We start from the raw sequence: 11,872 nt of genomic DNA on the forward strand, positions 1-11,872 counted from the left end.
TCATGAGATTCCATTATACTTTTCAAAAAGTGGTGGACTTGAAGGGTAACGAAAAAACACAGGCAGAGTGGATGCTCTCAAGCGCGCTCGGAGAACTGCAGGCACAGGAAAAAAGCCTTGATGAATTAATCGGCCAGCGCAGTACGCTGATGTTGTCCCTGCAAAGTGCAGCACAGCAGAAGACACCGATGGCTAAGCTTCGCGAAATGCAGGATTACGTAGATTATCTCGACAAATGCATTGCCCGCAAGCATTCCGATATCAGCCTTGCACATGTTGAGGTTCAGAATAAGCAGGATCACCTGAGTACTAAGGTTCTGGATGAGAAGGTATGGCTTAAGGCCAAAGACAAAGCACAAACCGCATTTCTGCAGAATATGAGTTTACGGGAACAAAACGAACTGGATGAGATGGCTACCGTCCGCTTCGCGATGAAATCCCTCTAACCCGGGAGGTTTCCGCTAGTGGCAAATAATCAGATGGAACTTGAAGATGAAGGGTCGGCAGGCAAATTAGAGCGTTTTTTGTTCTTGATGATTCCAATCATTTTCACGCTTGTACTGCTTGGGGTACTGCTCACCCTATTTAATATGGATATCCGTAACAACGTGCTGGCGATTGCCAACAAAATTCCTGTTATAGAGAAATGGGTGCCTGATCCGCCGCCGGACCCGGCAGCGCCAGGTGAAGCCGCAGAGAATCCGCCGGCTGAGAGCAAGGAGCAAGCCGCCAGCTCCGCGAGCACGATCAAAGAACTCAAAGCACAGCTTACCGCCCAGGAGGAGAAGCTGAAGAAGGCTGAGGAAGACAAGGCGGCGGAGACCACCAAGGCCGAAGCGCTTCAAAAGCAGGTTGAAGAGTTAAAGACTGCCGCTGAAACGGCCGCAGCCACCGAGGAAGAGGAAGATCCTTATCTGAAGAAAGTGACGGATCTGGCCAAACTCTACGCCGGCATGAAGGCCTCCAAAGCGGCACCGATCATGGAGAATTTGACTACCGATGAGATGGTTCAAATCTTCAGTGTGATGAGCAATGCGGCAAAATCGGCCATCCTGGAAAAAATGGATGCCAAAAAAGCGGCAGATGTCTCCATAAAGCTAAAAGAAACCACAAATTCAACCGATATGGCTATTGCAGCCCTGCAATCCCGGCTGAAGCAGGAGGCGGGTACCACTACTCCCAAGCCTTCAGCTAATCTGGATCAGGAGAAGCTAGGCCAGACTTTCACCAGCATGCCCGCTGCGGATGCGGCAGTGCTGCTTGGCTCCATGTACAGCCTTAGTCCGGATAAGGTCATCACGGTGCTGAATACGGTCAGTGACTCGGTCCGCTCCTCGATTCTGGGGGAGATGACCAAGAAAGACAGCAAACAGACAGCCAAAATTGTCAACCGTCTGATGGGCGGGAAATAACTTTTGAAGGGAGGTGAAAAAGATGAGTATTATTCTACAAACCTTAACCGCAGGCAATCTGGCTGCTTCCGGCGGAACAACGCAGGGAACAACCGGAACGGTTAATCCGGCGACGCCATTTGCCCAGACGCTTGTGCAGAGCATGGTGGGAGTCACTGCTGTTAAAGGCACTGAGACTCCTGCAGCCGGTAATTTGGCTTCATTATTGCAGGGACTCCTGAGTGCTGTTCAGGCTAAGGGAGAAGAGGCAGGCAGCGCAGATGTCAAGCAAACGAAACTGCTGGAAGGTCTTGTGCAGGATATAGAGAAGCTGGACACCAGCCTTGCGGCTGATCCGGCGCTGATTGCAGCGCTTCAAGGCTGGCTGCTTCAAGTATCTGCTCTTGTGTCCGGCAATCCCTCTACAGGTTCACAGGATGCCTCGGCTACTGCTGCTGATACATCCATCGGCTTATCGCCGCTTGCCAAGAACCCAGAAACCCTGCGCTTTGCCGTTCAAGATGAACTGAACAGCCTGCTTCAACAGGTTAAGACGGCAGCTGTCAGTGGGGATCAGGAGACTGCTGCCAAAGGAGCGGCGCTTCTGAATCAATTCTCGGCTATTATGGCGGAGAGTGCGCCTGTTAATCACAAGTCCATGGCTAACAAGGCTCCAGCAGTTGTGGATGCTCCAGCGGTGTCGCTTAAGCAGGCAACGGAAAGCGAGCCTAAGGTTGAAATGTATAGCAAAGCAGATTTGGCAACGGATGTCCGTAGGTTATTGGGGGCTTCAGCCAGCACTCGTTCCATGTTGGATGCAGCGGCAGCCGGTACCGCCGAAGCTGTAATTGCAGATGAGGGCTCCACTCCTGTTCTTGCAGGAATGGTGGCTTCGATGAAGAAGACCGTATCAGCCGAGGAGGCTTTGCCCGCTGGCGAAGCAGTGACCGCGGAGCCGGAGGTTGTAACGGCCGGCCAATTATCCCTGCGGCACGGAATTACTGCACCGCTCAAGGCGGAAGCCGCGCCAGTGCCGGTTCAGCAATTCGCCCAGGAGATGAACACCTTCATCAGCGGCAAGCTTGAGATTGTCAAGAAGGGCGGAGTGGCTGAAGCTACGATTACCTTATTCCCGGAGAATCTGGGACAAGTGGATGTGAAGATTTCCATGCAAAATGGTAATCTGGTGGCACAGTTTGTGACCCAGCATGCCGGAACCAAGGATATGCTTGAGCAGCAGATGAGTCAGCTTCGATTGGCCTTGCAGTCCCAGGGACTTCAAGTAGAGCGCTTGGAAGTTACGCAGAACAACAGCTCCCCTCAGTCACAGTGGACCGGAGGCCAGGGTCAGCAGACAGGCGCGGGCGGACAGCAGCAAGGCAGACGTTCACGGGAACGCCAGGAAGAATCGGCAGATGCCGTGCTTGCCGCAGAACTTAATGGAGAATGGAAGGACTGGGTGTCAGCAGCTCAGCAGGACAGTAACCAGAGCGGCGGATTCTCAACCAAGATTTGATCTACAGGATAAGCGAGGTGAAATGATATGGCAACGAATCCCGTGTCTAACAGCAACGAGTGGAATTATGTAGCGAAAGATAAGACACCCAAGACCACAGGCACCTCTACACTGGGCAAGGATCAGTTCTTGAAGATACTGATTACCCAGCTGCAGAACCAGGACCCGATGCAGCCGATGGAGGATAAGGAATTCATCGCTCAAATGGCTCAGTTTTCATCTGTAGAGCAGCTTATGAACATATCCACCCAGCTTACAGCACTGAATCAGTCCCTTGGCTCTGTGTCAGGATTGATCGGGAAGGATATTACCTGGACGGATGCCGAGACGAAATTGCCGAAATCAGGCAATGTTGAATCGATTGTTGTCAGCAGCGGTGTGCAATATGCAGTGGTAGGCAAGGAGCGGATTGCTCTGACGGATATTACGCAAATTCAGAACGCCGGCACTACACCTGCAGCGGGCAGCGAGACTCCAGCCGGTAGCGAGACACCAGCGGCCAGTGAGACTCCGGCAGCCAGCGAGACTGAAACAAGCGGCGGGGAGAGCGGGGAGACATCATGAGTGACAGAATAACTATCGGACAATTATATCCGGCAGCTGTACATCCTTCCGCCTTGCAGCGTCAGCAATCTGTTAAGGGCTCATCAAGTTCTGAAGCGTCGTTCGAGAGTGTGCTGCAGAAGAATATGCTGAAGTTCAGCAATCATGCAGCGAAGCGTCTGGAGCAGCGCGGAATCGAGCTTGGCAGCCGCCAGCTGGATCAGATCTCCTCTGCGGTAGACAAAGCAGCCGCTAAGGGCAGCAAAGAATCTCTGATTCTTATGAAGGATATGGCACTGATTGTAAGTGTAAAGAACCGGACAGTGGTTACAGCGATGGACGGCAATTCAATGAAAGACAATGTATTTACGCAGATTGACAGTGCGGTAATTATATCTTGACTTCGGCTGGTCCTTACTGGAGAGCCGATCGTGGCTGCCGACCGACTGACGCGGCCACCGCTCCAGCTTCATCTTTCAATTCTTAAGAGTCAGAAGACTCTATAACCGGGAGGACGATTAATAATGTTAAGATCTATGTACTCAGGGGTTTCAGGTATGCGCGGATTCCAGACTAAGCTCGATGTCATTGGTAACAATATTGCGAATGTCAATACCATCGGCTTCAAGTCAGGACGCGTGATGTTTAAGGATATTATGAGCCAGACTGTCTCTGGGGTTACAGCACCCGGAGAAGAGGGACAAGGCGGTGTCAATGCCAAGCAAATCGGTCTTGGGGTATCCATTGGTTCCATTGACACTTTGCACACAGCTGGTAGTGCGATGACAACGAATAACCCTACAGATCTGCGAATCGATGGAGACGGATTCTTTCTGGTGAAGCTTTCGGGTGATCAGGAGGTTCCATTCCTGACCCGTGCCGGAGATTTTCATGTGGATGCGGGCCGCAATCTGATTACATCGGATGGCCTGCATGTCGTTGACTCCGGAGGCGGACCCATTCAGATCGCTGACGATGTTACGGCATTCTCCATCTCCAGTGACGGAACGATTGTGCAGACAATGGCAGACGGCACTACTGAGGCTGGTGTACAGATTGGCATGGCTAAAGTCAGCAATCCGCAGGGGCTTGAGAAAATCGGCGGAAATCTGTACCGGGTGACCTTAAATGCAAATGATGGAGGTGCACTGGAGCCGACAACTGCCAATGATCCAGAAGCCGGGACAGGTACCATCGTTACCGGCCAGCTGGAAATGTCCAATGTGGATCTGACCGGCGAGTTCACAGAAATGATTGTTACCCAGCGTGGATTCCAGGCGAATTCACGGATTATCACCACTTCCGATGAAGTATTGCAGGAAGTAGTTAATCTGAAGCGTTAAGCCTGAACCGTAATATGTAACTTGCTGAATAATAACGTTTTGCCTGCAGTGGAAATGTTATTGCAGTCGTGGGGGAGGATCTCCTCCCCCTATTTAGGTTAGGAGGCCTGTCATGATTTCGGTAACAAGATTGAACGGGGCGGGGATGTGGCTGAATGCCCTGCTGGTTGAAATGGTTGAAGAATCACCGGACACGTATATTACGCTTGTAACCGGCAAAAGGCTGATCGTGCTTGAGAAGGCCGATGAAGTCATTAGCAAGATCAAGGAATATAACAGGGACATAGGCACACACGCTGCCACCATTAAAGTCCAGTCAATGGAGGAGCTTTCATGAAAAAGATGCTGCCATGGCTCATCACGATATTGCTGGCCGTTACCCTTATCGTAGTCGCTGCATTTTTGCTGATGGACAGATTTTTCCCGAGTGACGGGAATGAAGTGAACAAGGCTGTCCAGAACGTGGAGACGAAGAAGATGACTGCTGATGAAATTGTTAAGATGACGGCCGAAATCCAGGATATCAAAACTAATCTCGCCGATCCCGATTACATCCTTTCAGTTGACATCGCGCTTCAATTAGATTCAGCGGCGTCCAAGGAAGAATTCGAAAAGATAAAATCGATTAAAATAACACCGCTGATTATCAAAGCGATTGCCGATGCCAAACCCGAGGAGCTGAATGGGGCCAGCGGCAAAGATCAGTTCAGCAGCAAACTGGTGAACATTATCAACAAAAACCTGACAGAAGGTTCGATTACCCAGATTGAATTCACCAAATTCATAATGGCACCAATGTAGCTGCAGGCGGGTCAATTCTTTGATGGGGGGGTGATTGAATTGGTTGATGTACTATCACAAAACGAAATTGATGCTCTGCTTGCTGCACTTTCATCCGGTGAAATGGATGCCGACGAACTTAAAAAAGAGGAAACTACTAAAAAGATCCGCTCTTATGATTTCAAACGGGCCGTACGCTTCTCTAAAGATCATATCCGCAGCTTAACCCGGATTCATGATAACTTTGCCCGCTACCTTACAACGTACTTTTCGGCCCAATTGCGCACCTTCGTGCAGATCAATGTCGTTCAAGTAGAGCAGCTCCCTTATGACGAGTTTATCCGCTCCATTCCCAAAATGACGATATTGAATATTTTTGAGGCCGAGCCGCTGGAGGGCCGGATGGTGATGGAGGTGCATCCGAATATTGCTTTTGCCATGCTGGACCGTCTGCTTGGCGGCTTCGGAACGGCACCCTCCAAAATCAACGCATTGACTGAAATCGAAACGACTATTATGGAGAGGATTTTCAGCAGATGCTTTGAAAGTTTGCAGGAAGCCTGGAAGACGGTGCTTGATATCCATCCCCGGATGGAGGCGCTGGAAACGAATCCGCAGTTTATGCAAATTGTATCGCCTAATGAAACGATTGCCCTGATCTCCCTCAGTACCAAAATAGGAGACACAACGGGGATGATCAATCTCTGTATCCCGCACGTTGTGCTGGAGCCGATTATGTCAAGACTCTCGGTGCACCAGTGGTTTGTCTCTGAGAAAAAGGTGCGGGATGAGGTAGAGCTCGAAGCCATCCGGGCAAGAGTGCACCGGGCGCAGCTTCCAATCGTGGCTGAGCTGGGCGAATCGAATTTATCCATTGCTGAATTTCTCGGGCTCAGCATCGGCGACGTGATTTCTCTTAACAAGACGGTGGATTCCGGTCTGTCGATTAAGGTGGGGGACAAGCTGAAATTCATTGGAAGTCCGGGGATGATCAAAGAACGTGTGGCTGTGCAAATAGACGAGATTGTCAGCGAAGGGGTTGAAGAGTTTGACGAGTAAAGATTATTTGTCCCAGGAAGAGATAGATGCTCTTCTTAGACAGTCTGCGGAAGGCAATTTGGCTCCTTCACCGAAGACCGTGGATGATTACTTAACACCTTTTGAACAGGATGCATTGGGAGAGATCGGCAATATCACCTTCGGAAGTGCGGCAACCGCACTCTCTACCTTGCTGGGTAAGAAGGTAGACATTACTACCCCTAAGGTATCCATTATTACACGCGGAGAGTTCGAGGAAGCCTTTCCCAAACCTCATGTAGCTGTTCACGTACAGTATGTCGACGGTTTCCAGGGAATCAATTCTCTGGTGATCAAGATCAGGGATGCACAGGTCATTGCCGACTTGATGCTCGGCGGGGAAGGAGATCCCAAAGACGAGGAACTGAACGAGATTCATATCAGTGCCGTGCAGGAAGCGATGAACCAGATGATGGGCTCGTCCGCTACCTCAATGTCAACGATCTTCAACAGATTCGTCAACATTTCTCCGCCTGGCATTGATATTCTTAACATGTCCAGCGGAGAAGGTGTAGGTAGCCTGCCGGATGATGAGACTCTGATCCAGATTTCCTTCCGCCTCAAGATCGGCGATCTGATTGATTCCACCATCATGCAGCTGCTGCCGGTACAATTCGCCAAGGATATGGTGACCATGCTGCTAGGCGATGTCAGCCAGGCTGACCAGGAAGCGGCAGTCTCCTCAGCGGAAGCCACACCGCCTCCGGCTGCGGCAGCCGCACCAGCGCCAGCACCGGAACCAGCGCAGGCGCCGCCTACAGCTCAGCAGCAGATGCCTGCGCCGGAGGCGGGAGGTTACCCGCCGCAATATCCGCCGCAGGGTCAGGGCATGCCACCTTATCCGGGAATGCCGGAAGGGGGATATTATTATCCTCCGGCAGGGATGCCGGCGTATGGGATGCAGGGCATGCCGCCTTACGGAATGCCGCCTCAGGGCACGCCTTATCCGCAGGCTCAGCCGCAGAATCCGGCACAGGGCCGTAATGTGAATGTGCAGCCTGTGCAATTTGCGAATCTGAGTGCAGGGGCTTTTGGCAATATTGACGAAAATAATTTAAATTTATTAATGGACATACCACTGAAGGTAACCGTAGAATTAGGAAGGACCCAGAAGCAGATCAAAGATATTCTGGAAATGTCGCAAGGTTCAATTATTGAACTGGACAAGCTGGCAGGTGAGCCTGTTGACATTCTGGTTAACAACAAGCTCATTGCCAAGGGGGAAGTCGTAGTTATCGACGAGAACTTCGGTGTCCGCGTTACGGATATCGTCAGCCAGTGGGACCGTATACAAAAATTACAATAAGCATACTTAGGGAGGATTTTGTAAAAATGGCTAACCGAATTCTAATCGTGGACGATGCAGCATTTATGAGAATGATGATCCGGGACATTTTGTCGAAGAACGGATTTGAGGTAGTGGGTGAAGCCCAGGACGGTTCACAGGCTATAGAGAAATTTAAGGAACTGCGCCCGGATCTGATCACGATGGATATCACCATGCCTGAAATGGACGGGATCGCCGCCCTTAAGGAGATCAAAAAAGTAGATGCCAATGCCAAAGTCATTATGTGTTCAGCCATGGGTCAGCAGGCTATGGTTATTGATGCAATCCAGGCCGGTGCCAAGGACTTTATTGTGAAGCCTTTCCAGGCAGACCGTGTCATTGAAGCCATCAATAAAACGCTGGGTATATAGGAACGAGGTATGTTATTTGCTTCCGGAACGCTCGGAGACAGTAGTAATGCCCTGCTGAATTTATTGAAGGTTGTTTTTTTTCTGGCAGTCATTGTTATTCTTATCGTGCTGCTGATCCGTTTTCTGGGACGCCGCAATCAGACTCTGATGAGCGGCCGTTCCATCCGTACGCTGGGTGCGCTGGGGTTGGGTCCGAATAAGTCGATTCAGGTCATTGAGCTGGGCGGCAGCCTCTATCTGATCGGAGTGGGCGAGGACATCACTATGATGGATAAGATCACCGATCCGGCAGAGGTGGCGCTGATTATATCCGCTTTTGAAGACCAGGCCCCAGGGACGGACAACTTCATTGCACCGCTTATCGCCAAAATCAAGTCCAAGCTGCGCGGTGAAGTGCCGTCCCAGGAAATTGAGATTCATGAGACTTCGTCTTTCTATGAGACGCTGCAATCCAAGCTTGCACTGGCGCCAGAGCGCAAAGAGAAGCTGGAGGAACTGCGCAGGGATGAAGATCTCAGGAAAGAGTCGGAGGATTTATGAAAAAAAAGCTGATTCTTTCTTTTATGCTGCTTGGTATTTTCAGTGTGCTGCTCCTGCATCCGGTTCATGCTGACCCGATTCCTAATATCAATATCTCGGTGGGGGACAACGATGCCGCAAGCGGAGGGACAAGCTCCATCTCCATCCTGCTGCTGGTAACGGTGCTTAGCATTGCTCCTTCATTCCTGGTGCTGATGACCAGCTTCACGCGGATCGTGATCGTACTTGGGTTCGTAAGAACCTCACTGGGTACACAGCAGATGCCTCCGAATCAGGTGCTTGTAGGACTGGCTCTATTCTTAACCCTGTTCATTATGTCGCCGACGCTGGCAACCGTGAACGAGACGGCCTTACAGCCCTATATGAAGGGGACTCTGACCCAGAGTGAAGCACTGAACAAAGCGCAGGAGCCGATTAAGGAGTTTATGTTCAAGCAGACGAACACGAAGGACCTGCTGCTGTTCATGAACTATACCGGCAATAACGCTACAGTAAAGCCAGCCAGCTATAATGATATTCCTTTAACAGTAATGGTACCTGCTTTTGCAATCGGCGAGATGAAGAAGGCTTTTACCATGGGTTTTATGATTTTTATTCCTTTTCTTATTATTGATATTGTGGTGTCCAGCACCCTGATGGCCATGGGGATGATGATGCTGCCGCCGGTAATGATATCGTTGCCTTTCAAAATTATGCTCTTTGTGCTGGTGGACGGCTGGTACCTAGTAGTCAAATCACTGCTGCTGAGTTTTAACACCTGACTTATAAGAGGAGGCACATGGGATGAATGCGGAGTTTATTATCGGTCTGGCCGGCCAAGCCGTATATTTAGTGCTGGAGACCAGCGCCCCCATGCTGATTCTTGGTCTGGTGGTAGGACTGATCGTCAGTATTTTTCAAGCCACAACCCAGATTCAGGAGCAGACCCTGGCGTTTGTTCCCAAAATCGTTGCCGTACTGCTTGCTTTACTGCTGTTCGGTCCGTGGATTATAACGAAGCTGGTGGATTTCACCAGCCAAATTCTGGGCAGTCTCTATATGTATATCGGTTGAGTCTATGAATATAGAGACCCTGCTGCAAAGTTTTCCTGTCTTTCTGTTGATTTTTTGTCGAATTACCGCCTTTTTTGTTGTCGTTCCTGTCTTTTCGTCGCAAAGCGTGCCGACAACGTTCAAAATTGGTTTGTCTTTTTTTGTGTCCATGGTCATCTTCAGCTCAGGCAGCATGAATATTACGGTTCCGCAGGATCTGGGGTTTATCCTCCTGATTATCAGGGAGGCATTAATCGGGCTGTTGCTTGGGTTTATCGCCTACCTGATGTTTATGACGATTCAGACTGCGGGCTCTTTTATCGATATTCAGATCGGGTTCGGGATTGCGAACGTCATTGACCCGATGACCGGGGCCTCGGCGCCGATTATCGGCAACTTCAAGTATATGATTGCACTGCTGCTGTTCCTGAGCATGAATGGCCACCACTACCTGCTGGATGCTATCGTATACAGCTATAAATGGGTGCCGATAGATAATGATCTGTTCCTCAAAATGATCGGCGGAAGCTTGTCTGAGTTTCTGATCCGCACCTTTGCACAGTCCTTTATGCTGGCCTTCCAAATGTCGGCTCCGCTGGTCGCTGCACTGTTCCTGACAGATGTAGGCCTGGCCTTTCTGGCGAGAACGGCTCCGCAATATAATGTGTTTGTCATCGGTGTTCCGCTCAAAATCATTATCGGTCTGGCGCTGCTTCTTATACTGATGCCGGGGCTGGCTGCGCTGTTCCAGAATCTCTTCGAGATTATGTTCGAGTCCATGCACAATCTGCTTGGCCTCATTGGGAAGAGTCCTTAGGCTACGGTAAGGAGAGATTGTCTTGGCAAAACAGGCAAGATACAAACTGAACCTTCAGCTGTTCGGGGGAGATAAGACAGAGAAGGCTACTCCGAAGAAACGGCAGGATGCCCGCAAGAAGGGGCAGGTTGCCAAAAGTGCTGAAATGTCAGGTGCAGTGGTCCTCTTCTCGGCGCTGCTGTCACTGAGCGTCTTCGGCGGCTTCATGAAAGAACGGTTTATCAAGCTGTATACAGATGTGTTCCAGAACCGGATGATGCTTGAGGTAACACCAGAGAATATCTCGGCGCTGTTCAACCAGTACGGGCTGCAGATCCTCATTCTGCTCGCTCCGCTGCTGGGCATCACCTTCCTGCTGGCGCTTGTGTCCAACTTCGCACAGGTAGGCTTTATGGCTTCAGGCGAAGGAATTACGCCTAAGTTCAGCAAGATCAACCCCATCAAAGGCTTCAAAAATATTTTTTCCATGCGTTCCGTAGTAGAGTTCCTCAAATCTGTCTTCAAGCTCATCCTGATTGCCTATCTGGTCTACAGTACGCTTTGGGGACAGAAGGAGAGCTTTGCACGCCTCTCGCATGTCGATGCGGAAGGGACATACAGCTTCGTTGCGAAGCTGACCATGAGCCTGGGCATCAAGATTGCAGCGGCTCTTTTTATAATGGCTGTACTGGACTATATCTATCAGAAATACGAGCATGAGAAGAGTCTCAAGATGTCCAAGCAGGACATTAAGGATGAGTACAAAAAGATGGAGGGCGACCCCATCATCAAAGGCAAGATCAGGGAACGTCAGCGCAGAATGGCGATGCAGCGGATGATGCAGGAGGTCCCCAAGGCCGATGTTATCATCACGAACCCGACCCACTTTGCAGTCGCCCTGAAGTATGACGGTTCCACAATGGAGGCTCCTCAGATTATAGCCAAGGGTCAGGATTATGTGGCACTCCGCATTAGGGAACTGGCCAAGGAGCATGGTGTTGTAACGATGGAGAATAAGCCGCTGGCACGGGCATTGTTCCAGAGAGCGGAGATCGGTGATGTAGTGCCGGCCGATCTGTTCCAGGCAGTTGCCGAAGTGCTGGCCTATGTATACAAGCTTAAAGGCAAGAGGAGATAAGCCGGGGGAGGTTAAGGA

At 50.5% G+C, this 11,872-nt stretch carries 16 protein-coding genes; all 16 read left to right on the forward strand.

Going from position 1 to position 11,872, the window contains the following annotated elements; genetic code table 11:
• The first annotated feature begins 2 nt into the window (after window positions 1–2).
• The 16 genes from fliJ to flhB all read left to right on the forward strand — a co-directional run bounded on the left by fliJ (window position 3) and on the right by flhB (window position 11,854).
• Window positions 3–446 (forward strand): flagellar export protein FliJ, encoded by a 444-nt coding sequence (gene fliJ / locus C173_RS10655; protein ID WP_036724661.1) that lies wholly within the window; start codon window positions 3–5, stop codon window positions 444–446.
• 18 nt (window positions 447–464) lie between these two features.
• Window positions 465–1,412, forward strand: a complete 948-nt coding sequence (locus tag C173_RS10660) for a MotE family protein (protein WP_235191853.1) — start codon at window positions 465–467, stop codon at window positions 1,410–1,412.
• A gap of 22 nt (window positions 1,413–1,434) precedes the next feature.
• Window positions 1,435–2,907, forward strand: coding sequence for a flagellar hook-length control protein FliK (locus C173_RS32825; protein ID WP_051477965.1), 1,473 nt, complete (start codon window positions 1,435–1,437; stop codon window positions 2,905–2,907).
• 27 nt (window positions 2,908–2,934) lie between these two features.
• The gene (gene flgD / locus C173_RS10670; protein WP_036724663.1) at window positions 2,935–3,471 is read left to right on the forward strand and encodes a flagellar hook assembly protein FlgD; all 537 of its coding nucleotides are present in this window, start codon (window positions 2,935–2,937) and stop codon (window positions 3,469–3,471) included.
• Window positions 3,468–3,851 carry a TIGR02530 family flagellar biosynthesis protein gene (locus tag C173_RS10675; protein ID WP_036724665.1) on the forward strand — a complete coding sequence of 128 codons (384 nt, stop codon included), beginning with the start codon at window positions 3,468–3,470 and terminating at the stop codon, window positions 3,849–3,851. The genes flgD and C173_RS10675 overlap by 4 nt, the downstream gene beginning before the upstream one ends.
• Before the next feature lie 123 nt (window positions 3,852–3,974).
• Window positions 3,975–4,793, forward strand: a complete 819-nt coding sequence (flgG, locus tag C173_RS10680; protein WP_036724668.1) for a flagellar basal body rod protein FlgG — start codon at window positions 3,975–3,977, stop codon at window positions 4,791–4,793.
• 112 nt (window positions 4,794–4,905) lie between these two features.
• Window positions 4,906–5,130 carry a flagellar FlbD family protein gene (locus C173_RS10685; RefSeq protein WP_036724671.1) on the forward strand — a complete coding sequence of 75 codons (225 nt, stop codon included), beginning with the start codon at window positions 4,906–4,908 and terminating at the stop codon, window positions 5,128–5,130.
• The gene (locus C173_RS10690) at window positions 5,127–5,594 is read left to right on the forward strand and encodes a flagellar basal body-associated FliL family protein (protein ID WP_036724673.1); all 468 of its coding nucleotides are present in this window, start codon (window positions 5,127–5,129) and stop codon (window positions 5,592–5,594) included. Before C173_RS10685 ends, C173_RS10690 begins: the two co-directional genes overlap by 4 nt.
• Before the next feature lie 39 nt (window positions 5,595–5,633).
• The gene (gene fliM / locus C173_RS10695; protein WP_036692509.1) at window positions 5,634–6,632 is read left to right on the forward strand and encodes a flagellar motor switch protein FliM; all 999 of its coding nucleotides are present in this window, start codon (window positions 5,634–5,636) and stop codon (window positions 6,630–6,632) included.
• On the forward strand, window positions 6,622–7,956 hold the full coding sequence (gene fliY, locus C173_RS10700; protein WP_036724675.1) for a flagellar motor switch phosphatase FliY: 1,335 nt from the start codon (window positions 6,622–6,624) through the stop codon (window positions 7,954–7,956). The genes fliM and fliY overlap by 11 nt, the downstream gene beginning before the upstream one ends.
• Window positions 7,957–7,982: 26 nt before the next feature.
• A complete protein-coding gene (locus C173_RS10705) occupies window positions 7,983–8,348 on the forward strand; it encodes a response regulator (protein WP_036692515.1) in 366 nt (121 codons plus the stop codon).
• A 9-nt stretch (window positions 8,349–8,357) separates the two neighbouring features.
• A complete protein-coding gene (locus C173_RS10710; protein WP_036724678.1) occupies window positions 8,358–8,888 on the forward strand; it encodes a flagellar biosynthetic protein FliO in 531 nt (176 codons plus the stop codon).
• Window positions 8,885–9,649: a flagellar type III secretion system pore protein FliP gene (gene fliP, locus C173_RS10715; protein WP_036724680.1), complete on the forward strand. Its 765-nt coding sequence runs from the start codon at window positions 8,885–8,887 to the stop codon at window positions 9,647–9,649. The genes C173_RS10710 and fliP overlap by 4 nt, the downstream gene beginning before the upstream one ends.
• A gap of 22 nt (window positions 9,650–9,671) precedes the next feature.
• Window positions 9,672–9,941 carry a flagellar biosynthesis protein FliQ gene (fliQ, locus tag C173_RS10720; RefSeq protein WP_036692523.1) on the forward strand — a complete coding sequence of 90 codons (270 nt, stop codon included), beginning with the start codon at window positions 9,672–9,674 and terminating at the stop codon, window positions 9,939–9,941.
• Between the two features lie 4 nt (window positions 9,942–9,945).
• The gene (gene fliR / locus C173_RS10725) at window positions 9,946–10,737 is read left to right on the forward strand and encodes a flagellar biosynthetic protein FliR (protein WP_036724682.1); all 792 of its coding nucleotides are present in this window, start codon (window positions 9,946–9,948) and stop codon (window positions 10,735–10,737) included.
• Window positions 10,738–10,759: 22 nt separating this feature from the next.
• Window positions 10,760–11,854: a flagellar biosynthesis protein FlhB gene (gene flhB / locus C173_RS10730; RefSeq protein ID WP_081751116.1), complete on the forward strand. Its 1,095-nt coding sequence runs from the start codon at window positions 10,760–10,762 to the stop codon at window positions 11,852–11,854.
• The last annotated feature ends 18 nt before the right edge of the window (window positions 11,855–11,872 follow it).

The organism is Paenibacillus sp. FSL R7-277 (genome assembly GCF_000517965.1).
Classification (GTDB): Bacteria; Bacillota; Bacilli; order Paenibacillales; family Paenibacillaceae; genus Paenibacillus_AQ; species Paenibacillus_AQ silagei.

Excerpts from the sequence above, each read along its gene's own strand:
- fliJ (WP_036724661.1), top strand. The coding sequence starts at position 3 with ATGAGATTCCATTATACTTTTCAAAAAGTGGTGGACTTGAAGGGTAAC.
- C173_RS32825 (WP_051477965.1), top strand. The coding sequence starts at position 1,435 with ATGAGTATTATTCTACAAACCTTAACCGCAGGCAATCTGGCTGCTTCC.
- flgD (WP_036724663.1), top strand. The coding sequence starts at position 2,935 with ATGGCAACGAATCCCGTGTCTAACAGCAACGAGTGGAATTATGTAGCG.
- C173_RS10675 (WP_036724665.1), top strand. The coding sequence starts at position 3,468 with ATGAGTGACAGAATAACTATCGGACAATTATATCCGGCAGCTGTACAT.
- flgG (WP_036724668.1), top strand. The coding sequence starts at position 3,975 with ATGTTAAGATCTATGTACTCAGGGGTTTCAGGTATGCGCGGATTCCAG.
- C173_RS10685 (WP_036724671.1), top strand. The coding sequence starts at position 4,906 with ATGATTTCGGTAACAAGATTGAACGGGGCGGGGATGTGGCTGAATGCC.
- C173_RS10690 (WP_036724673.1), top strand. The coding sequence starts at position 5,127 with ATGAAAAAGATGCTGCCATGGCTCATCACGATATTGCTGGCCGTTACC.
- C173_RS10705 (WP_036692515.1), top strand. The coding sequence starts at position 7,983 with ATGGCTAACCGAATTCTAATCGTGGACGATGCAGCATTTATGAGAATG.
- C173_RS10710 (WP_036724678.1), top strand. The coding sequence starts at position 8,358 with ATGTTATTTGCTTCCGGAACGCTCGGAGACAGTAGTAATGCCCTGCTG.
- fliP (WP_036724680.1), top strand. The coding sequence starts at position 8,885 with ATGAAAAAAAAGCTGATTCTTTCTTTTATGCTGCTTGGTATTTTCAGT.
- fliQ (WP_036692523.1), top strand. The coding sequence starts at position 9,672 with ATGAATGCGGAGTTTATTATCGGTCTGGCCGGCCAAGCCGTATATTTA.
- fliR (WP_036724682.1), top strand. The coding sequence starts at position 9,946 with ATGAATATAGAGACCCTGCTGCAAAGTTTTCCTGTCTTTCTGTTGATT.